This is a genomic window from Sphingobium ummariense RL-3 (assembly GCF_000447205.1).
Lineage (GTDB): Bacteria > Pseudomonadota > Alphaproteobacteria > Sphingomonadales > Sphingomonadaceae > Sphingobium > Sphingobium ummariense.
In genome coordinates, this window is record NZ_AUWY01000054.1 from 21,389 (window position 1) to 40,568 (window position 19,180).

Annotated in this window: 23 protein-coding genes; 16 read left to right on the top strand and 7 right to left on the bottom strand. The window is 67.3% G+C overall.

Annotation, left to right across the window (positions count from 1 at the left end):
• Positions 1-4: 4 nt before the first annotated feature.
• From M529_RS31565 to pyrE, 5 genes are all read right to left on the bottom strand, one after another.
• Positions 5-1,096: an AI-2E family transporter gene (locus M529_RS31565; RefSeq protein ID WP_021317251.1), complete on the bottom strand. Its 1,092-nt coding sequence runs from the start codon at positions 1,094-1,096 to the stop codon at positions 5-7.
• A gap of 22 nt (positions 1,097-1,118) precedes the next feature.
• The gene (gene lepB / locus M529_RS31570; protein ID WP_031294695.1) at positions 1,119-2,006 is read right to left on the bottom strand and encodes a signal peptidase I; all 888 of its coding nucleotides are present in this window, start codon (positions 2,004-2,006) and stop codon (positions 1,119-1,121) included.
• Between the two features lie 46 nt (positions 2,007-2,052).
• Positions 2,053-2,454, bottom strand: a complete 402-nt coding sequence (acpS, locus tag M529_RS31575; protein WP_021317253.1) for a holo-ACP synthase — start codon at positions 2,452-2,454, stop codon at positions 2,053-2,055.
• 142 nt (positions 2,455-2,596) lie between these two features.
• Positions 2,597-3,331, bottom strand: a complete 735-nt coding sequence (locus M529_RS31580) for a pyridoxine 5'-phosphate synthase (RefSeq protein ID WP_021317254.1) — start codon at positions 3,329-3,331, stop codon at positions 2,597-2,599.
• Between the two features lie 4 nt (positions 3,332-3,335).
• Positions 3,336-3,917 carry an orotate phosphoribosyltransferase gene (gene pyrE, locus M529_RS31585; protein WP_021317255.1) on the bottom strand — a complete coding sequence of 194 codons (582 nt, stop codon included), beginning with the start codon at positions 3,915-3,917 and terminating at the stop codon, positions 3,336-3,338.
• Positions 3,918-4,200: 283 nt separating this feature from the next.
• Here pyrE and coxB point away from each other — a divergent pair, with 283 nt between their 5' ends.
• The 11 genes from coxB (at position 4,201) to M529_RS31635 (ending at position 13,374) form a co-directional block, all read left to right on the top strand.
• Entirely contained in the window at positions 4,201-5,229 is a 1,029-nt protein-coding gene (gene coxB, locus M529_RS31590; RefSeq protein ID WP_021317256.1) for a cytochrome c oxidase subunit II, read from the top strand.
• A gap of 15 nt (positions 5,230-5,244) precedes the next feature.
• The gene (gene ctaD / locus M529_RS31595; protein WP_021317257.1) at positions 5,245-6,927 is read left to right on the top strand and encodes a cytochrome c oxidase subunit I; all 1,683 of its coding nucleotides are present in this window, start codon (positions 5,245-5,247) and stop codon (positions 6,925-6,927) included.
• Between the two features lie 86 nt (positions 6,928-7,013).
• The gene (locus M529_RS31600; RefSeq protein ID WP_021317258.1) at positions 7,014-7,922 is read left to right on the top strand and encodes a heme o synthase; all 909 of its coding nucleotides are present in this window, start codon (positions 7,014-7,016) and stop codon (positions 7,920-7,922) included.
• Complete coding sequence (locus M529_RS50540) at positions 7,919-8,053, top strand: hypothetical protein (protein WP_021317259.1); 135 nt, start codon at positions 7,919-7,921, stop codon at positions 8,051-8,053. Before M529_RS31600 ends, M529_RS50540 begins: the two co-directional genes overlap by 4 nt.
• Positions 8,053-8,628, top strand: coding sequence for a cytochrome c oxidase assembly protein (locus M529_RS31605; protein WP_021317260.1), 576 nt, complete (start codon positions 8,053-8,055; stop codon positions 8,626-8,628). Before M529_RS50540 ends, M529_RS31605 begins: the two co-directional genes overlap by 1 nt.
• 35 nt (positions 8,629-8,663) lie before the next feature.
• Positions 8,664-9,494, top strand: a complete 831-nt coding sequence (locus M529_RS31610; RefSeq protein ID WP_021317261.1) for a cytochrome c oxidase subunit 3 — start codon at positions 8,664-8,666, stop codon at positions 9,492-9,494.
• Positions 9,495-9,508: 14 nt separating this feature from the next.
• Positions 9,509-10,030: a DUF3291 domain-containing protein gene (locus M529_RS31615; protein WP_236617659.1), complete on the top strand. Its 522-nt coding sequence runs from the start codon at positions 9,509-9,511 to the stop codon at positions 10,028-10,030.
• A 22-nt stretch (positions 10,031-10,052) separates the two neighbouring features.
• Complete coding sequence (locus M529_RS31620) at positions 10,053-10,418, top strand: DUF983 domain-containing protein (protein ID WP_021317263.1); 366 nt, start codon at positions 10,053-10,055, stop codon at positions 10,416-10,418.
• Entirely contained in the window at positions 10,415-11,053 is a 639-nt protein-coding gene (locus M529_RS31625; RefSeq protein WP_021317264.1) for an SURF1 family protein, read from the top strand. The genes M529_RS31620 and M529_RS31625 overlap by 4 nt, the downstream gene beginning before the upstream one ends.
• A gap of 44 nt (positions 11,054-11,097) precedes the next feature.
• Positions 11,098-12,498: a threonine synthase gene (gene thrC / locus M529_RS31630; protein WP_021317265.1), complete on the top strand. Its 1,401-nt coding sequence runs from the start codon at positions 11,098-11,100 to the stop codon at positions 12,496-12,498.
• Positions 12,499-12,504: 6 nt separating this feature from the next.
• On the top strand, positions 12,505-13,374 hold the full coding sequence (locus M529_RS31635; RefSeq protein ID WP_021317266.1) for a class I SAM-dependent methyltransferase: 870 nt from the start codon (positions 12,505-12,507) through the stop codon (positions 13,372-13,374).
• Between the two features lie 190 nt (positions 13,375-13,564).
• Here the strand turns inward: M529_RS31635 and M529_RS31640 are convergent, their stop codons facing one another.
• The gene (locus tag M529_RS31640; protein ID WP_021317267.1) at positions 13,565-14,311 is read right to left on the bottom strand and encodes a hypothetical protein; all 747 of its coding nucleotides are present in this window, start codon (positions 14,309-14,311) and stop codon (positions 13,565-13,567) included.
• A gap of 157 nt (positions 14,312-14,468) precedes the next feature.
• Here M529_RS31640 and M529_RS31645 point away from each other — a divergent pair, with 157 nt between their 5' ends.
• Together M529_RS31645 and rarD are read left to right on the top strand one after the other, a co-directional pair.
• Complete coding sequence (locus tag M529_RS31645) at positions 14,469-14,690, top strand: hypothetical protein (protein ID WP_021317268.1); 222 nt, start codon at positions 14,469-14,471, stop codon at positions 14,688-14,690.
• A gap of 41 nt (positions 14,691-14,731) precedes the next feature.
• Positions 14,732-15,601, top strand: a complete 870-nt coding sequence (gene rarD, locus M529_RS31650) for an EamA family transporter RarD (RefSeq protein ID WP_040600481.1) — start codon at positions 14,732-14,734, stop codon at positions 15,599-15,601.
• Between the two features lie 9 nt (positions 15,602-15,610).
• Here the strand turns inward: rarD and M529_RS31655 are convergent, their stop codons facing one another.
• Positions 15,611-16,942: a dihydroorotase gene (locus M529_RS31655; protein ID WP_021317270.1), complete on the bottom strand. Its 1,332-nt coding sequence runs from the start codon at positions 16,940-16,942 to the stop codon at positions 15,611-15,613.
• Positions 16,943-17,014: 72 nt separating this feature from the next.
• On the opposite strand from M529_RS31655, the gene ygfZ reads away from it, so the two are divergent.
• The 3 genes from ygfZ (at position 17,015) to crcB (ending at position 19,145) form a co-directional block, all read left to right on the top strand.
• Positions 17,015-17,752 carry a CAF17-like 4Fe-4S cluster assembly/insertion protein YgfZ gene (gene ygfZ, locus M529_RS31660; RefSeq protein WP_021317271.1) on the top strand — a complete coding sequence of 246 codons (738 nt, stop codon included), beginning with the start codon at positions 17,015-17,017 and terminating at the stop codon, positions 17,750-17,752.
• On the top strand, positions 17,749-18,519 hold the full coding sequence (locus M529_RS31665; RefSeq protein ID WP_021317272.1) for a glutaminyl-peptide cyclotransferase: 771 nt from the start codon (positions 17,749-17,751) through the stop codon (positions 18,517-18,519). Before ygfZ ends, M529_RS31665 begins: the two co-directional genes overlap by 4 nt.
• Positions 18,520-18,761: 242 nt before the next feature.
• A complete protein-coding gene (gene crcB / locus M529_RS31670) occupies positions 18,762-19,145 on the top strand; it encodes a fluoride efflux transporter CrcB (RefSeq protein ID WP_021317273.1) in 384 nt (127 codons plus the stop codon).
• The last annotated feature ends 35 nt before the right edge of the window (positions 19,146-19,180 follow it).

Consider the following 19,180-nt stretch of genomic DNA (forward strand, 5'->3'; position numbering starts at 1 on the left):
TGCGTCAGGGCCGGCCCGGCGCGACCTCGATCAGGCTGCTCCCCTCTCGTTCCGCCTCCAGTGCCTTGGACCGTTCCTCCAGATAGACCTTGAGCATCGCGACGATGGGGTCGGCCAGGAACAGGCCCAATATGCCGAACAATGCCCCGAACAGGATCTGCGCGCCCAGTACCAGCGCGGGGGCAAGGTCCGTGGCACGCTTCGCCACCATCGGCACGATCAGATAGCCGTCGATGATCTGCACGGCGAGATAGACGCCGAACGCGTAGAGCCCCGTGTCCGACCCGGCGGAAAAGCCGACCAGCACGATCAGCACGCCCGAAATGATCGACCCGATATTGGGCAGGAAGGCGAACAGCCCCGTCAATATGCCCAACAGCGCCGCCATCGGCACGCCGCCCGCCCAGAGCAGCAGCCAGGTGCCGACCCCTTCGACCGTCATGCCGACGATCCGCCCGAACATCAGCCGCCGCAGGGTCCACGCCATGCGGTCGGCGATCCGGTAGAAGCGGGTGCGCCTTCCCATCGGCAGCATCCAGGCGACGCCGCGCTCGTAGAGCTTGGGCTCCACCGCGATGAAGATGGCAAGGACCAGCATCATGACCCCGCTGGTGACGACGCCCACGACCGTCCCGACCGCCGCGGTCACCCGTCCCAGCGAACTCATGGCCTGCTGCGCGAGGCTCTTCAAATCCCCCGGGGTGGTTGTGACGCCGATCTGTTGGAGCCAGCCGCCGATGCGGCTGACCTGCGCCTCGACGATGACCCGCATTGCCTGCGCCTGCGCCCCCAGGCTGGAACCGGTCAGGTAGAAGGTGTAGGCGAGGAAGGCGAAGGCGGCGAACAATATGATGGCGAGGCGCCACCCGCGCCCCACCGGCAGCACCCGGCCCAGCAGGCGCGTGCCCCCGTCCATCATCGACGTCAGCACCAGAGCGCCCAGGATCAGCATGATCGGCTGGGCCAGCAGCACGACCAGCGCGACCGCGATTCCCATGCCGATCCACACGCCGGCGCGCTTCATTTCGTGCTGGACGAGGGGGCTGCGCAGTTCGCTCGGGCCGGGTTCCTCGATATGGATATGCTTGCCGCTCAAGCCCCGGCCCCGCTGATGACTGCTAGGATGCGGGGGTAACGCTCGCGGGTCTCAGGCTGTTCCCCGCGCGGCCGCCGCGCAGCGAATGGAACCAGCTGATCGGGTTCCAGGTCGCGTCGCCGTCCAGGCTGAAGGTGATGAACTCCGCGCGCCCGCCGATCGCCTCCCACGGCACCGGGCCGCCCAGGCCGTTTTCCTCCAGCGGCGCGCGGCTGTCGGCGCTGTTGTCGCGATTGTCGCCCATCAGGAAGACATGGTTTTCCGGCACGCGCACCGGACCGTACCAGTCGAGCGGGCTCGGCCCCATGTCGATCGTGATATAGGTCTTGCCGTTGGGCAGCACTTCCTGCCGCACGGGAAGCTCGCAATAATCCTTGCCGTCCTTGCCCGTGACCCGGGCGCCGGGGAACTGGAGCGGCGGGCAGGGGGCGTTGCCGTCCACCGGGATGCGCATCGGCTTCAGCGCCTTCTGCGGCACGGGGACGCCGTTCAGGATCACCTGTCCGCCGCGCACCTCGATCACGTCGCCGGGCAGGCCGATCACACGCTTGATATAATCCTCGCGCCGGTTGGCGGGCGATACGATGACGATGTCGCCGCGTTCGGGCAGATGGCCGAAGATCCGGCCCTTCAGGAAGGGCAGGGGGTGGAAGCTGGGCGAGACATAGGACCAGCCATAGGGGAATTTGCTCACCACCAGCCGGTCGCCCTTCAGCAGCACGGGCATCATGGATTCGCTGGGGATGTAGAAGGGCTTGGCGACGAAGCTGTGGAAGGCGAGGACGGCGAGGATCAGGAGCAGGATGCTCTTCGCCTCCTGCCACCAGTTGACGCCCTGCTTGGGCGCATCGGCCTCGGGCGTGGGCGTCGTCGAGGCGGGATCGGTTTCGGACATGGGGGCTGCCGTCATGATGGGCCTTGCAGGATAGGGAATGGGACGCGCGGTGCAACCGCCCTTACAGCGGCAGCGCCTCTATGATGACGAAGGCCTGGGCCCATGGATGGTCGTCGGTGAGCGTCAGGTGAACGACGGGGCGGTACCCGGCGGGGACCAGCGCCTCCAGTGCGGCCAGCGCGCCGCCCTCCAGCGCCAGCGTCGGAGCGCCGCTGCGCGCGTTCACGACGCCGATGTCCTTCATGAAGACGCCGCGGTTGAAGCCGGTGCCGACGGCCTTGGAAAAGGCCTCCTTGGCAGCGAAGCGCTTGGCGAGCGTGCCCGCCTTGGTGAAGGGCCGGCGGTTCGCCTTGGCCCGCTCGACATCGGTGAAGCAGCGCCGCTCGAACCGCTCGCCGAACCGGTCGAGCGAATTCTGGATGCGCTCGATATTGCAGAGGTCGGAGCCGAGACCGATAATCACGTGGTCATCCTCCCCTGCAAGGGGAGGTGGCAACCCGAAGGGTTGACGGAGGGGTGTCCCCCTCTCGATAGGGCGACACGCACCCACCACCCGCTGCGCGGGCGGTCCCCCTCCCCTTGCAGGGGAGGATGTTGGAGAAGATTCACCGCGCCAGATCCATCTGCCGCCGCATTTCGCGGATGCTGCCCTCCAGGCCGCCGAAGATCGCTTCGCCGATCAGGAAATGGCCGATATTGAGTTCGGCGATCTGCGGGATGGCGGCGATCGGCGCGACATTGTCGAAGGTCAGGCCATGGCCGGCGTGGGGCTCTATGCCGTTCTTCGCCGCCAGCGCAGCCGCATCGGCGATTCTGCGCAGTTCGGCGGCCCGGGCGGAGCCGTCGAGATGGGCGTAGGCGCCCGTGTGGAACTCCACCACCGGCGCACCCAACCGGATCGCGGCGTCGATCTGCGCGGCGTCGGGTTCGATGAACAGGCTGACGCGCACACCCGCCTCGCCCAGCGCGGCCACGATCGGGCGCAGTGCATCGAACTGGCCGGCGGCGTCCAGGCCCCCCTCGGTCGTGCGTTCTTCCCGCTTCTCCGGCACGATGCAAGCGGCGTGCGGCCGATGCTTCAGCGCGATGCCGAGCATTTCCTGTGTCGCCGCCATCTCCAGGTTCAGCGGTACGGTGAGAGCCGCCATCAGCGTGGCGATATCCTCGTCGCGGATATGGCGCCGGTCCTCGCGCAGATGTGCGGTGATGCCGTCCGCGCCCGCTTTCACCGCCAGCAGCGCCGCCTCGACCGGATCGGGATGGGCGCCGCCGCGCGCGTTGCGGATCGTCGCCACATGGTCGATATTGACGCCCAGGCGCAGGGGCGATGCGGCGGCCAAGGCGCTACTGCTTCCGGCTGCCGGGCTTGATCGCCGGGATCGCCGCCAGCTCGGGCGGCAGGGCGTCGGCGTCGTAGACCGGGAAGTTGATGCTGACGAGCGGATAGAAGGGCACGCCCAGATCGACCTCGCCCGCGGACCGGTCGACCAGCGCCGCCTCCGCGATCACCACGCCGCCGGCCTCCGCCACCGCATCGATCGCCTGGCGGGAGGAAAGGCCGGTGGTGACGACGTCCTCCACCATCAGCACCTTCTGCCCCGGCGCGATGGTGAAACCGCGGCGCAGCTCGAACGTGCCCTCGGGCCGCTCCAGGAAGACGGCGTCCTTGTCCAGCGCCCGGCCGATCTCATGGCCGATGATCAGGCCGCCCATCGCGGGAGAAACCACCAGTTCGATCTCCTGCCGCAATTCGCGCGGCAGCTTGTGGACGACGGCGCGGGCGAGCCGCCCCGCCCGCTCCGCGTTCATCAGGACGCGCGCGCATTGCAGGTAGTTGGCGCTGCGCCGGCCGGAGGAAAGGATGAAATGCCCTTCGAGCAGCGCCCCCGCCGCCCTGAATTCCGCCAGTACTTCCTCGTCGGTCATCCGATAATCAATCCGTTGCTGTGCGCTTCGCCGGGTCGTCCGGACGTGATGTGCACTTCCTTATTAAGGGAGCCTGAGCGGCGCCCGCCGCGCCCCTGTGCGCGAGACAGCGGAATAGGCGGGCGACGGAGGCGTTGCAACAGCGAAGAAAATCTGCTCCTGCATGCTTGAGGCGGGAAAAAACCCTGCCTATAAGCCGCGGCAGACCGACCGGGCGGGGAGGAGCGCGTCTGCGCCTGTTCCGTTGCAGCGGCGCCAAGGGGTTACGGGGTAAGAAGACGCTATGAAAAAGGTGAAATCGCTCGTTCTAGCCGGGTTGCTGGCCTTTGCGCCCGCACTGGCGATGAACAGTCAGGCGCTGGCGCAGGACAATGCTGCTGCGGCGGCGGCTGAGGCCGCGCCGGCCGATTCGGCGGCTGCGAACGCCACGGCCGCCACTCCGGCGCCGGCTGCAAAGGTCGCTGCGCCGCCCCGGATGAAGCCGACCGAAGGCATCGGCATGCCACGCCCGGGCGAAATCACCCTGCAGGAACAGTTCAGCCCCACCGGCCACACCGCGCGCTGGCTACACGACAAGATGCTGCTGCCGCTGATCACGATCATCTCGCTCTTCGTACTGGGCCTGATGCTCTACGTCATGGTCCGCTTCCGTCGCTCCGCGAACCCGACCCCGTCGAAGACCGCGCACAACACCGTGATCGAGGTGATCTGGACGGTGGTGCCGGTGATCATCCTGCTGGTGATCGCGGTGCCCTCGATCGGGCTGCTCGCCGACCAGTACAAGCCAGCGCCCAAGGATGCGCTGACCGTCAAGGTGACCGGTTACCAGTGGTACTGGGGCTATGAATATCCCGACGCCGGCATCCCCGAATTCGTGTCGAACATGCTGCCGAAGGACAAGGCCGAGGCGAATGGCGAGCCCTATCTGCTCGCCCCCGACAATCGCTTGGTCCTGCCGGTCGGTCGCCCGATCAAGCTGATCATCACCGGCGCCGACGTGATCCACAGCTTCGCCGTGCCCTCGCTCTGGGTGAAGATGGACGCGGTTCCCGGCCGCCTCAATGAGAAGAGCTTCACGATCGAGAAGCCGGGCGTCTATTACGGCCAGTGTTCGGAACTGTGCGGTGCCCGCCACGCTTTCATGCCGATCGCGATCGAGGCACTGCCGCCGGCCCAGTTCGACCAGTGGGTGCTTTCGCAGGGCGGCAAGCTGGCGGGTGCCACCGCCGCACCGGCCGGAGAGATGGGGCCGCAGCAGGGCAGCGTGCTGCCCGGGCCGCCGGCCGAAAACGCCGGCACGTCGACGCTTTGATTTAGGGGCAACGCCATGACCACCATCACCGCAGATCATCACGGCGACCACGCCCACGATCATCATGATGCCGATCACAAGCCGGCCTTCTTCCAGCGCTGGTTCATGTCCACCAACCACAAGGACATCGGCACCCTCTACCTGATCTTCGCGATCGTCGCCGGCATCATCGGCGGCGCGATCTCGGGCCTGATGCGCGCCGAGCTGGCGCAGCCGGGCATCCAGTATCTCCAGGCTTGGGCGCAGATGACCGACGGGCCGGACGCGACGCTCGACCAGGCCTATCATCTGTGGAACGTGCTCATCACCGCGCACGGCCTGATCATGGTCTTCTTCATGGTCATGCCCGCGATGATCGGCGGCTTCGGCAACTGGTTCGTCCCGATCATGATCGGCGCGCCGGACATGGCGTTCCCGCGGATGAACAATATCAGCTTCTGGCTGCTCATCCCTGCCTTCGCCCTGCTGCTCGGCTCGACCTTTGTCCCCGGCGGCACCGGCAACGGTGCGGGCACCGGCTGGACCGTCTATGCGCCGCTGTCGACCAGTGGTTCCGCGGGTCCGGCGGTCGACATGGCGATCCTGTCGCTGCACATCGCGGGCGCCAGCTCGATCCTGGGCGCGATCAACTTCATCACCACCATCCTCAACATGCGCGCGCCGGGCATGACCCTGCACAAGATGCCGCTGTTCGTGTGGTCGGTGCTGGTCACCGCCTTCCTGCTGCTGCTCGCGCTGCCGGTCCTGGCCGCCGCGATCACCATGCTGCTGACCGACCGCAATTTCGGCACCACCTTCTACGATGCGGCCGGCGGCGGCGATCCGGAGCTTTACCAGCACCTCTTCTGGTTCTTCGGCCACCCCGAAGTCTATATCATGATCCTGCCGGGCTTCGGCATCATCAGCCAGATCGTCTCGACTTTCAGCCGCAAGCCCGTCTTCGGCTATCTCGGCATGGCCTATGCCATGGTCGCGATCGGCGTGGTCGGCTTCGTCGTGTGGGCGCATCACATGTTCACCACCGGCATGTCGGTCAATGTGAAGATGTATTTCACCGCCGCCACGATGGTCATCGCGGTGCCCACCGGCGTCAAGATCTTCTCCTGGATCGCGACGATCTGGGGCGGCTCGATCAGCTACAAGACCCCGATGGTCTGGGCGCTGGGCTTCATCTTCCTCTTCACCGTGGGCGGCGTGACCGGCGTCGTGCTGGCGAACGGCGGCGTCGACGACGTGCTGCACGACACCTATTATGTCGTCGCGCACTTCCACTATGTGTTGTCGCTGGGCGCGGTGTTCGGCCTGTTCGCCGGCTTCTACTACTGGTTCCCGAAGATGTCGGGGAAGATGTACAACGAGTTCCTCGGCCAGCTGCACTTCTGGGTGTTCTTCGTCGGCGTGAACCTGCTGTTCTTCCCGATGCACTTCCTGGGTCTCAGCGGCATGCCGCGTCGCTATCCCGACTATCCGGAAGCCTTCGCCTACTGGAACGGCATCGCCAGCCATGGCTATGAGATCATGGCGGCGGGCATGCTGATCTTCTTCGTCAACCTGATCTGGTCGCTCGCCGCCGGCAGGAAGGCGGAGGGCAACCCCTGGGGCGAGGGTGCGACGACGCTGGAATGGACGCTGCCCAGCCCGCCGCCCTTCCACCAGTTCGAGACCCTGCCGGTCATCGACGATGCCGCGCATCATTGAAGCCAGGCTGAACTGACAGAGACGGGGGCGGGCTTCCGGTCCGCCCCTGCGCTATTATGCCTCCCCGGAAGGAGGCCGGAACCGATATGACGACCGTGACCCTCGACCAGACCCGTCTTCCCGCCCACTGGCGCGATTTCGTCGCGCTGACCAAGCCGCGCGTGATGACCCTGGTCGTGTTCACGGGCCTGTGCGGCCTGCTTGCCGCACCGGGGCACCTGCACCCGGTGCTGGCCTTCACCGCCATCCTCTGCATCGCACTCGGCGCAGGCGCCGCCGCCTCGCTCAACCAGTGGTATGAGGCGGACATCGACGCGAAGATGAAGCGCACGGCGTCGCGCCCGCTGCCTGCCGGCCGCATGGATCGCCAGTCGGCGCTGCATTTCGGTGTCGGCTTGTCCTTCTTCTCGGTCATCCTGATGGGCGTCGCGACCAACTGGCTCGCGGCCGCGGTTCTGGCCGTCTCGATCCTCTTCTACGTCTTCATCTACACCATCTGGCTGAAGCCCCGCACCGCGCAGAACATCGTGATCGGCGGAGCGGCCGGCGCCTTCCCACCGGTGATCGGCTGGGCGGCGGTGACCGGAGACATCTCGGCGCTGCCGGTCGCGCTCTTCATGCTGATCTTCTTCTGGACGCCGCCGCATTTCTGGGCGCTCGCGCTGTTCGTGAAGACCGACTATGCGGCCGCCGGCATTCCCATGCTGCCCGTCGTGTCGGGCGAGGTCGCGACCCGGCGCCAGATCTGGTTCTACACCGCGATCATGGCCGTCGCCGCCATGGCGCCCGTGCTGCTGCGGCTGACCGGCCCGCTCTACGGCACCGTCGCCCTGCTCGCGACAGCGCTTTTCGCCGCCATGGCCTTTCAGGTGCTGCGCCGGCGGGAAACCGATCCGGCCCGCATGGGACCGGAAAAGCGGCTGTTCAAATATTCGGTCCTCTACCTCTTCCTCCTGTTCGGCGCGGTGGTCGCCGACCGCTGGCTGTTCGCATGACCCCGGAGGAAGAGAAGCAGGTCCGGGCCCGCCAGAAGTCGCGGGCCATCGTCACCGGGCTGCTGCTCGGCGCGCTGGTCATTCTCTTCTACGCGATCACCATCGCGAAGATCGGCGGGGGAGGGCAGTGATGGCCAGCCTGCCGCCCTCACCCTTCGACAGCGCCCGGCGCAACCGGCGGACCTTCGCCGCCATGGCGGTCGTGGGGATCGCGATGCTGGCGCTGGGCTTCGCCTCGGTACCGCTCTACCGCATCTTCTGCGAACGCACCGGCTTTGGCGGTACGACCCAGCGCGCGGACGCGGGCGTGCAGGTGGAGGTGGCGACCGGCCATCTGATGTCGATCCGCTTCGATTCCAACGTCCAGCCCGGCATGCCCTGGCAGTTCCGCCCCGAAAAGCCGACGCAGACCGTCACCGTGGGCGCGCGCAACATGGCGATCTTCCTGGCGAAGAACATGTCGGACAAGCCCGTGACCGGCACCGCCAGTTTCAACGTCACGCCGACCCAGGCCGGGGCCTATTTCACGAAGATCCAGTGCTTCTGCTTCACCCAGCAGACGCTGAAGCCCGGCGAGGAGGTGCGGATGCCCGTGATCTACTTCGTCGATCCCAAGATCCTGGCCGATCCGGACAACAAGGACACGCAGCAAATTACCTTGAGCTATACCTTCTATCCTGTTGAGCAGGACCGGAAGCCAAGCTAAGGCAACCAACGATAACGCGAACAGGGAAGAGAACCATGGCAGGCGCCAAGAACCACGATTATCACATTCTCCCGCCCAGCATCTGGCCCATGTTCGGATCCATGTCGGCGCTGGTGATGGCGTTCGGCGCGATCATGTGGATGCACCCCGATGCGCTGCCGGCTGGCGGCGGCTGGGTGTTCCTGATCGGCCTGGCCGGCGTGCTGTTCACCATGTTCAGCTGGTGGAGCGACGTGATTCGCGAGGCGCATGCGGGCGACCACACCCCGGTCGTGCAGCTTCACCTGCGCTACGGCATGATCCTGTTCATCGCGTCGGAAGTGATGTTCTTCGTCGGCTGGTTCTGGGCCTTCTTCGACTTCTCGCTGTTCCCCAGCGCGCTCGCGCCGATCGAGGGCCTGTTCCCCTCCAAGGGCATCGAGGTCATGAACGCGTTCGAGTTGCCGCTGCTCAACACGCTGATCCTGCTCTGCTCGGGCACCACCGTCACCTGGGCGCACCACAGCCTGATCCATGGCGACCGCGAGGGCCTGAAGACCGGTCTTTGGCTGACCATCATCCTGGGCCTGCTCTTCTCCTCGATCCAGGCCTATGAATATGCCCATGCGCCGTTCCCGTTCGGCGGCAGCCCCTACAGCTCGGCCTTCTACATGGCGACCGGCTTCCACGGCTTCCACGTCATCGTCGGCACGCTGTTCCTGATCGTGAACCTGATCCGCGCCTATCGCGGCGATTTCACCCCGCGCCAGCATTTCGGCTTCGAAGCGGCCGCCTGGTATTGGCATTTCGTGGACGTTGTCTGGCTGTTCCTCTTCGTCGCCGTCTATGTCTGGGGCGGCTGGGGTGCACCGGTCCACGGCGGCTGACGCACGGTTCTGACATGACGGGGCGCCCGATGGAGCAGGATTGGCATCTCGCTCAGATCAACATCGGGCGCCTTGTCGCGGCCAAGGGCGATCCGCGGGTCCAACCCTTTTTCGACGCGCTTGACCGGATCAACGCGCTGGCCGAATCGTCGCCGGGCTTCGTCTGGCGGCTGAAGGACGACGCCGGCAATGCGACCGCGATCACCTACTCGCCCGACCCGCTGCTGATTCCCAACATGTCGGTGTGGACCGACGCCGACAGCCTGTTCGCTTTCGTCTACCGCAGCGCCCACACGCCGGAGATGGCGCGGCGGCGCGAGTATTTCGACCGCTTCGAAGGCGCCTATCAGGCGCTCTGGTGGATTCCGGCGGGCACCTTCCCCACGATCAACGACGGGCTCTCGCGGCTCTGGCTGCTCGATCGGTTCGGTCCCTGCCCGCAGGCCTTCACCTTCAAGGCGCGCTTCCTCGCCCCTGACGGTGCCGGGCCGCCGGTCGATCACCGCCCCGATCCCTGGTGCATCGGTCGTGCCTGAACCGCAGGCCCCGGCCACGGGGTTGGGGGCCCTCGTTCTCGCCTCCGCGCGCGGCGACTGTCCGCGCTGTGGCGCGCCGGGGCTGTTCGCGGGCGCCGTGCGCTTCGCGTCCAACTGCCGGAAATGCCGCCTCGACTATGGGCAATTCAATGTCGGCGATGGGCCGGCGGCCTTCCTGACCTTGATCATTGGCGCGCTCATGGTCGCCCTCGCTGTGACGCTGGAACTGAAGGTGCATCCGCCGCTCTGGCTGCATGTGGTGTTGTGGACGCCGCTCACGATCCTTGCCGTCGTCGGCAGCCTGCGCGTTGCCAAGGGTGTCCTCCTCACCCTGGAATACCGCAACCGGGCTTGTGAGGGACGGATCGCCGGAGGGGGCGGCGAATGACCCGCCGCATTCCCGTCCTGCCTACGGTCCTGGTGGCCATCGCCGTGCTCGCGATGATCGCGCTGGGCCTGTGGCAGTTGCAGCGCCGTGGCGAAAAGGAAGCGATGCTGGCGCTTGCCGCGGCCAATCCGGCGAAGCCCGCCATCGCCTTCCCCGCGCTCGCGCCGGTCGATGCGACGCTGCTCTTCCGTCCCAGTTCCGTCCACTGCCTCCGCGTCGTGGGCTGGCGTACCGAGGCGGGGCGCGCCGCCGACGGCACCACCGGCTACCGCCTGATCGCCGAATGCGTGACCGGCGCGGAAGGCCCCGGCGCGCTCGTGGCGGTGGGCGTGGCGGGCAAGCCGGACCAGAAGCCGCAATGGACGGGCGGGCAAGTATCCGGATGGCTTTCCGAAGAGCCCGATCATCGCGCCGTCCTGACCCGCATCGGCGGAAAGGCCATGCCGCTGCGCCCGATGCTGATCGCCCGCGCCGCGCCACCGGGGCTCAAGCCGCTGGCGCCGCCCAGCACCGCCGACGTGCCCAACAACCATCTGGCCTATGCCGTCCAGTGGTTCTTCTTCGCGGCGGTTGCCGTGGTGATCTATGTCCTGGCACTGCGCCGCCGCGCCGCTCCACCCGGCAATCCCACCTAAAGGCTTGCCCGCGCGGCCCGGCGTCGTTACCGCACCGGACCATCATGCACTATGTGAGCACCAGGGGGAGCGCGCCTGCGCTCGGGTTCGAGGATGTGACGCTGGCGGGGCTGGCGTCCGATGGCGGACTCTATGTTCCGGAAAGCTGGCCGTCCTTCACGGCGGCGGACATCCGCGCGCTGGCCGGCCTTTCCTATGTCGACACGGCGGTGCGGGTCATGGCGCCCTTCGTCGCGGGATCGCTGGACGAGGATGAGCTGCGCGGCCTGTGCGAAGCCGCCTATGGCCGCTTCAGCCACCAGGCCGTTACCCCTCTGGTCCAGCTCGACCACCGCAACTGGCTGCTTGAACTGTTCCACGGCCCGACGCTGGCTTTCAAGGACGTGGCGCTCCAGCTGCTCGGCCAGCTGTTCGAGCGGTTCCTGTCACGCCGGGACGATCATCTGACGATCGTCGGCGCGACCTCGGGCGACACCGGCTCGGCGGCGATTGATGCGGTCGCGGGCCGCGCCAAGATCGACATCTTCATGCTGCACCCCGAAGGCCGCGTGTCCGACGTGCAGCGGCGGCAGATGACGACGGTGCTGGCGCCCAATGTCTACAACATCGCCATCGACGGCAGCTTCGACGATGCGCAGGCGCTGGTGAAGCGCATGTTCAACGACACGGACTTCTCCAGCCGTTTCAACCTGTCGGCCGTCAACAGCATCAACTGGGCGCGGCTGATGGCGCAGGTCGTCTATTATTTCTACGCCGCCGTACGGCTCGGCGCGCCCGACCGCCCGGTCGCCTTCTCGGTCCCCACCGGCAATTTCGGCGACGTGTTCGCCGGCTATGTCGCCGCGAAGATGGGCCTGCCGGTGGCGAAGCTGATGGTCGCGACCAACGTCAACGACATCCTGCATCGCGCGCTGGCGGACGGCGACTACAGCCAGGGCCAGGTGCAGCCGACCGCGACCCCCAGCATGGACATCCAAGTCAGCTCCAATTTCGAGCGGCTGCTGTTCGATGCGGGCGGTCGCGACGGCACGGCGCTGGCGGAACAGATGCGCGGGTTTGAGGCGACGCGTGCGATGCGCCTTACCAACGCACAGCGCGAGGGCGCGGCGGCGCTCTTCACCTCGGCGCGGATCGATGCCGACAGCATGACCATGGCGATGCGCTGGGCCTATGATGGGGCGGGGCAGGTGATCGATCCGCACAGCGCCATCGGGCTGGCGGCCGCGCGGACGCTCGACCTCGATCCGGCCGTGCCGGTGGTGACGCTGGCGACCGCCCATGCCGCCAAGTTCAGCGACGCGGTGGAGCGCGCCACCGGCACCCGCCCGCCGCTGCCGGCGCGCGTCGGCGACCTGTTCGCCCGCGAGGAACGCTATGCGAAAATGCCCGCGACCTTCGAGGCGATCACCGCCTATGTCGCGGAGCGGGCGACGCCGCGGGCCTAGGCGGGCGTGCAGCTCCAGTCCCTCATCGGCGAACCCTGGGCCGACTATGGCCTGCTCGATTCCGGCCATGGCCGCAAGCTGGAGCGCTATGGCCGCTTCCGCTTCATCCGGCCCGAGCCGCAGGCAATGTGGGCGCCCGCCATCGCCGACTGGAAGGCAGACGGCGAGTTCGTGCCCGGATCGGACGAGGAGGGCGGCGGCCGCTGGTTCTACGAGCGCCCGGTGCCGGCCGAAGGCTGGCCATTGCACTGGAACCAGGTGACCTTCCAGTCGAGCTGCACCCCCTTCCGCCATCTCGGTTTCTTCCCCGACATGGCCCCGGTCTGGGACTGGATGCGGGAGCGGACCGCGGACAAGGCCGAGCCGGAGATCATGAACCTGTTCGGCTATACCGGCGTCGGCACGCTGGCGATGTCGGCTGCCGGGGCGCGGATGGTGCATGTCGATGCGTCGAAGAAATCCGTCGCCCAGGCCCGCGCCAATGCCGCGCTGTCGGGCATGGAGGACCGCCCGATCCGCTGGATCGTCGAGGATGCGGCGAAGTTCGTCGCGCGCGAGGTCCGGCGCGGGCGCCGCTATGACGGCATATTGCTCGATCCGCCCAAATATGGCCGCGGCCCGGATGGGGAGGTCTGGCGGCTGGAGGAGGACCTGCCCGGCCTCATCGCCAATTGCCGCGCGCTGCTCGACGCGGACAGCCGCTTCCTGTTCCTGACGGTCTATGCCGTGCGCATGTCGGCGCTGGCGATCGGCGAACTGCTGCGCCAGGCCTTCGCCGGCCTGCCGGGCGAGGTCGAGGCGGGCGAACTCGCCGTGCGCGAGGAAGCGCGGGGCCTGCTGCTGCCGACCGCGATCTGGGCGAGGTGGAAGCGCTGATCAGAGGGTAATTCCGGAGAGGGATCACCCTCCTCCCCTGGTAGGGAGGTGGCAGGCGCCTCAGCGCCTGACGGAGGGGTGTCCCGCTATCGAGAGGGCGACACCCCTCCACCCCTTCGTGGTCCCCCGCCCCTACCAGGGGAGGATTTCTAGATGCGTCATCGACCCCTGCGTGGAGATCGACGCAATCCTATTTCCCGTTGTCCGCGATGATGTCCACCGTGGTCCGGCCGCCGGCCGCATCGGTGAACAGGATGAAATAGGCGCTGCCGTCGCCGTTGCGCGTGCCGCCCAGAACATGGTCGCCGCCCAGGATCTTGTGCTCGCCGTCATAGCCGGCGCGCCGCGCCAGCGTGTAGTAATAATCCATCACGCTCTGCCGAGGAGCCGGCGTCACGAAGCTCGCCGCGCGCAGGGTGCAGCCGTTGCGTTCCGCGCCGGCCGCCTCCATGAGTTGCGCCCCGGGATAGAGGGTGAAGGGATCGGGCAGGCGGCTCGCCCACTGCATGTCATAGGCGAGCTGCTTCGCGCAATCGGGCTTGCCGCCCTTGCGCTGACCCTGCTCGCGGGCCAGCGCGCCCAGCGTCACGGTCGATTCCATCGCTTCGCCCTCGGTCGGTGCGGGCGCGGCGAGAAGCTTGCCGCCCGCCAGCCTCAACGCCTCGGCCTGCGCCTTGCCGGCATCGCCCTGCAGCACCGGAAGCTGCGCCTCGGCCGGACGATCGGCCGGACGGACGGCGTTGCGGTTGGACTGTTCGGTCAGCTGGGGATCGACGACGATCTGGTCCGCCAGCGCGTTGCGTCCGGCCGGGTCCACCGCGTTGTTGGTGAGCTGCGCGTCGAGCGCGGCGAGATCGGCCTCCTTGTCGCCCTTGCCGCATGCGGCGAGCGGCAGTGACAGCAGGATCGCCGCGGTAACAGTTCTGGAAAGCGCCATGCCCAACTCCTTTGTAAAGAAGGGATGAAGAACAGGCGTTAATTTTCCGTTAGGGTTTTTGGTGAATCGCGGGATTATTTCCTGCGTGGGGCCATTTCGCGCGCGCTGGCCTGCCCGGCGGCTTGCGGCGGGGGCGCAAAATCGCCATGTCCCGGCCATGCTCAACATCCTGTCAGCCCTGATCGGCCTTGTCACGCTCCTGATGATGATCCCGGCGGTCTTTCCGCTGCTGGGGGCGCTCAACTGGCTGCTGGTACCGATCGCGCTGTTCGGCGCGCTGATCGGCATGATGTCGTCCCGCAATGGCGGGCGCAACTTCTGCCTGCTGGTCGCCGCCTTCGGCGCGCTGCGGCTGTTCCTGGGCGGAGGCATCCTCTGAGCCAGCCCGTTTCCTCGGCCGACGCCAGCCTGCGCACCGGCCTGACGGCGGCGCTTGCCGCCTATGGCCTGTGGGGCCTGCTGCCGATCTTCTTCAAGCTGCTGCACCATGTCGATCCGGTCGAGGTGGTGACGCAGCGCATCCTGTGGTCGCTATTGCTGATCATGGGAATTCTCGCCGCGCGCGGAGGAATGGGGCCGTTCCTCGCGATTCTGCGCCAGCCGCGCCTGCTCCTCGCGCTCGCGGCGTCGGCGCTGTTCATCGGCGCGAACTGGACCACCTATGTCTGGGCAGTCAACGCCGACCATGTGATCGCCGCGAGCCTGGGCTATTTCCTCAACCCGCTGGTCAGCGTGGCGCTGGGCGTGGTGGTGCTGAAGGAAAGGCTGCGGCGCGGACAGATGGTGGCGATCGCCTTTGCGGCGGCCGGCGTCACGATCATGGCGGCAAGCGCGCTGACGACGCTGTGGGTCAGCATCGTGCTGGCGGTGTCCTTCGCCTTCTACGGGTTGATCCGCAAGATGACCCCGGTGCCGCCGATGGCCGGGCTGGGCGCGGAGACGCTGCTGCTGGCGCCGCTGGCGGTGGCCTATCTTGCCTGGCTGTCGAGCCATGGCGGCATCGGCTTCGGCCGCGACACGACGACGACGGCGCTGCTGATCGTGTCCGGAGCGGTCACGACCGTCCCGCTCGTTCTCTTCGCCACCGCGGCGCAGCGGCTGCCGATGGCGACGCTCGGCCTGCTGCAATATATCGCGCCGACATTGCAGTTCCTGTGCGGCGTACTGCTGTATGGCGAGACACTGAGCCACGGCCAGATGCTGAGCTTCGTGCTGATCTGGGTCGGGCTGCTGCTCTTCGCCACCGACGGCATCACCGCCGCGCGGCGCGCGCGGATGGCGACGGCCTGAAAAAGCGCCTCAGGCGAACTCGGTCGCCTCGAATCGCACGGGCTCGCCGATCGCGGCGTTGGCAAGAGTGTCTTCCCACATCACCCGATGGCCGCGCACGATCGTGCCCACCGCCTTGCCGGTCAACTCCATCCCCTCGAAGGGCGACCAGTCGCAGCGCGAAGCGAGCCACTCGCTTCCGACGGTCCACTGTTTTTTGAGGTCGACGACCGTGAAGTCGGCGTCATAGCCGAGCGCGATCCGCCCCTTGCCGACGAGGCCGAACACGCGCTGCGGCCCTGAGGAGGTCAACTCGATGAAGCGCCGCAATGTCAGGCGTCCCTCCGCCACATGGTTCAGCAGCAGTGGCACCAGCGTCTGCACGCCGGGCATGCCGCTTGGGCTGGCGGGATAGGGCTTCGCCTTCTCCTCCTTCGTGTGCGGCGCATGGTCGCTGCCCAGCACGTCGGGCACGCCCTGGTTCAGCCAGTGCCACAGGCCGTGCCGGTGCGAGGCGGATCGGATCGGCGGGTTCATCTGCGCATAGGTGCCGAGGCGCGGATAGGCGTCCTCCGCCGCCAGCGTCAGGTGCTGGGGCGTCACCTCGCAGGTGGTGATGTCCTTGTTCTGCCCGATATATTCCAGTTCCGCCGGTGTCGTGACGTGCAGGATGTGGATACGACGCCGTGCCTTGCGTGCCAGGTGGATGATGCGCCGCGTCGCGATCATCGCGCTTTCGTCGTCGCGCCAGACCGGATGGGAGGAGGGGTCGCCCTCCACACGCAGATCCTTGCGCGCGTTCATCCGCGTCTCGTCCTCGGCATGGATGGCCACGCGCCGCCAGCCCGACGCCAGCACGCGGGACAGGGCATCGTCGTCGTCGACCAGCAGGCTGCCGGTGGACGCGCCCATGAAGATCTTGACACCGGCCGTGCCCGGTATGCGCTCCAGCCGCTTCAACTCCTCGGCATTGTCCGCGGTCGCGCCGACATAGAAGGCATGGTCGCACCACATGCGATGATGGGCGCGGGCCAGCTTGTCGCGGATGCGTTTCTCGCTGTCGGTGTTGGGGTTGGTGTTGGGCATTTCGAACACGGCGGTGACGCCGCCCAGCACCGCGGCGCGGCTGCCCGATTCGAGGTCTTCCTTATGCTCCAGCCCCGGCTCGCGGAAATGCACCTGGCTGTCGATGCAGCCCGGCAGCACGTCCAGCCCGGTGCAGTCGATCGTCTCGGCCGCATCGCCCAGCCCCGTGCCGATGGCGGCGATCCGTCCCGCACGCACGCCGATATCTGTCCGTTCCGACCCGCCGGGGGTGTGGACGGTGCCGCTCTTCAGGATCAGATCGAATGTGTCGGCCATGGCTCTTGTCTTTCTCCGCGCGCCCGGTGCGGACGTCTTGGCTGTCGTGCCAGTCTGTCCTACCTAAAGCCGATGACCGGCACCACCCTGCGCGACCGCGCATTGCTCCGAATTTCCGGCGAAGAGGCACGGCCCTTCCTCCAGGGCCTGCTGACTCGCGACGTAGTGGGGCTCGAACCGGGCGGGCCGCGCTGGGGTGGGCTGCTGACGCCGCAGGGCAAGGCACTGTTCGACTTCATCCTGTGGGCGGACGGCGACGACGTGCTGATCGACTGCGAGGCGGGTCAGGCGGACGCGCTGGCGAAGCGGCTGGCCCTCTATCGCCTGCGCCGCAAGGTGGTGATCGCGCGCGAGGAGGGTCTGGCGGTGCACTGGGCGCTGGAAGCGGAGGGCAAGCCCCTCGACCCGCGCCTGCCCGCGCTCGGCCACCGCTGGCTCGCTCCGGCGGACGAGGGCGACGCCTCTGCCGACTTCCGCGCGCATCGCCTTCCGCTCGGCATATTCGAGGGCGCGGCCGAGCTGGGGCAGGACCAGACCCTGTGGCTGGAGACCAATGCGGAGGAACTGCACGGCGTCGACTATGACAAGGGCTGCTATATCGGGCAGGAGAACACGGCGCGGATGCACTATCGCAGCAAGGTGAACCGTCGCCTGGTCGCCGTGCCGCTGGCGCAGGCGGACGAAAAGCGCCAGCGCGCGGCGCTGCCGGACATGGGCCTTTCGGTCGAGCTGCGGCGCGTGGAGGACCTTGACCCCGCAACGCTTCCCGGCTGGCTCGCGGATGCGCTTGCGAAGCAGGGCGCGGAATGAACCCGGTCGCCTTCCGCGATCTTCTCCGGTCGGTGCTGTTGTCCGTTCTGGTGCTGGCATTCGCCGCACCGGCTCGCGCCGACACGCCCTGGAAGCTGGTCGCAGCCTATCCGCATGATCCGGCCGCCTTCACCGAGGGACTCTTCTATCTCGACGGCGTGCTCTACGAGAGCACCGGGCTGGAGGGGCAGTCCGAAATCCGCAAGGTCGCGCTCAAGACCGGCGAAATCCTCCAGCGCCGGGTCATCGATCCGCCCTATTTCGGCGAGGGCATCGTCAACTGGGGCGAGCGGATCGTCAGCCTCACCTGGCGCCATCGGCTGGGCTTCGTCTGGAAGCTCTCCGACTTCACGCCGCTTTCCGACTTTCGCTACGAGGGCGAAGGCTGGGGCCTGACGCAGGACGGGCACAGCCTGATCATGAGCGACGGCAGCGCACAGCTGCGCTTCCTCGATCCCGACACGCTGGCCGAGCAGCGGCGCATCACCGTCACCTGGAACGGCCGCGCGGTCGATAGGCTCAACGAACTGGAATGGGTGCGCGGCGAAATCTGGGCGAACATCTGGTACGACACGCATATCGCGCGGATCGACCTGGCGACCGGCGCAGTGATCGACTGGATCGATGTCGCGCCGTTGTTGAAGCAGGCGGGGGTGAGCGACAGCGAGGCTGTCGCCAACGGCATCGCCTATGACGCGAAGACGGACCGGGTGTTCGTGACCGGCAAGAACTGGCCGAAGCTGTTCGAGATCAAGGTCGGGAAATAGGGCCGCGCGCGGGCCGGAAGCATGGGTGGCTTGCGGTCAGAGGCGGCCGTAAGAAATCGTTCGGGCTGAGCTTGTCGAAGCTCTTACTTTCTTTAAGGCGCTGTGCCTCAAGAAGAAGGGGAGCCCTTCGACAAGCTCAGGGCGAACGGAGGGTGCGTCCGCTCCTCACCCCGAACCAGCCCATCGCAATGATCGCCGCCATGCACCTTCCCCCAGGCCCCAAATCGCTATAGGACGGGGCGATGACCAACATTCTTCTCGTCATGGGCGGCGGCGCGGTCGGCTCGCTGGCGCGCTACCTGCTGGGGCGGGCGGCGGGCGTGCTGCTGCCCGGCGCGGCCTGGCCCTGGGGCACGCTGTCCGCCAATATCCTGGGCGGTTTCGCCATGGGGCTGCTGGCCGGCTGGCTGGCGCGCTTTTCGCCGGCGTCGGGTGAGCCCTGGCGGCTGCTGATCGGCGTCGGGCTGCTTGGTGGCTTCACCACCTTCTCCTCCTTCAGCCTCGAAACCGTGCTCATGGTCGAGCGGGGGCAGGCCGGACTGGCGCTTGCCTATGCGCTCGTTTCCGTCGCGGGCGCGGTGGGCGCGCTGTTCGGGGGCCTGATGCTGATGCGGAGCGTCGCATGAAGGGCCGTCCTCCGGGGAAGCCCTCCGGCCCGCCG

Bases quoted from the DNA above. Each gene is read 5' to 3' on its own strand.
- M529_RS31665 (WP_021317272.1), top strand. From the start codon at position 17,749: ATGAACCCGGTCGCCTTCCGCGATCTTCTCCGGTCGGTGCTGTTGTCC.
- lepB (WP_031294695.1), bottom strand. From the start codon at position 2,006: ATGACGGCAGCCCCCATGTCCGAAACCGATCCCGCCTCGACGACGCCC.
- pyrE (WP_021317255.1), bottom strand. From the start codon at position 3,917: ATGACCGACGAGGAAGTACTGGCGGAATTCAGGGCGGCGGGGGCGCTG.
- coxB (WP_021317256.1), top strand. From the start codon at position 4,201: ATGAAAAAGGTGAAATCGCTCGTTCTAGCCGGGTTGCTGGCCTTTGCG.
- M529_RS50540 (WP_021317259.1), top strand. From the start codon at position 7,919: ATGACCCCGGAGGAAGAGAAGCAGGTCCGGGCCCGCCAGAAGTCGCGG.
- M529_RS31615 (WP_236617659.1), top strand. From the start codon at position 9,509: ATGACGGGGCGCCCGATGGAGCAGGATTGGCATCTCGCTCAGATCAAC.
- ctaD (WP_021317257.1), top strand. From the start codon at position 5,245: ATGACCACCATCACCGCAGATCATCACGGCGACCACGCCCACGATCAT.
- crcB (WP_021317273.1), top strand. From the start codon at position 18,762: ATGACCAACATTCTTCTCGTCATGGGCGGCGGCGCGGTCGGCTCGCTG.
- M529_RS31625 (WP_021317264.1), top strand. From the start codon at position 10,415: ATGACCCGCCGCATTCCCGTCCTGCCTACGGTCCTGGTGGCCATCGCC.
- thrC (WP_021317265.1), top strand. From the start codon at position 11,098: ATGCACTATGTGAGCACCAGGGGGAGCGCGCCTGCGCTCGGGTTCGAG.
- M529_RS31655 (WP_021317270.1), bottom strand. From the start codon at position 16,942: ATGGCCGACACATTCGATCTGATCCTGAAGAGCGGCACCGTCCACACC.
- M529_RS31640 (WP_021317267.1), bottom strand. From the start codon at position 14,311: ATGGCGCTTTCCAGAACTGTTACCGCGGCGATCCTGCTGTCACTGCCG.
- M529_RS31645 (WP_021317268.1), top strand. From the start codon at position 14,469: ATGCTCAACATCCTGTCAGCCCTGATCGGCCTTGTCACGCTCCTGATG.
- ygfZ (WP_021317271.1), top strand. From the start codon at position 17,015: ATGACCGGCACCACCCTGCGCGACCGCGCATTGCTCCGAATTTCCGGC.
- M529_RS31605 (WP_021317260.1), top strand. From the start codon at position 8,053: ATGGCCAGCCTGCCGCCCTCACCCTTCGACAGCGCCCGGCGCAACCGG.
- M529_RS31610 (WP_021317261.1), top strand. From the start codon at position 8,664: ATGGCAGGCGCCAAGAACCACGATTATCACATTCTCCCGCCCAGCATC.
- M529_RS31600 (WP_021317258.1), top strand. From the start codon at position 7,014: ATGACGACCGTGACCCTCGACCAGACCCGTCTTCCCGCCCACTGGCGC.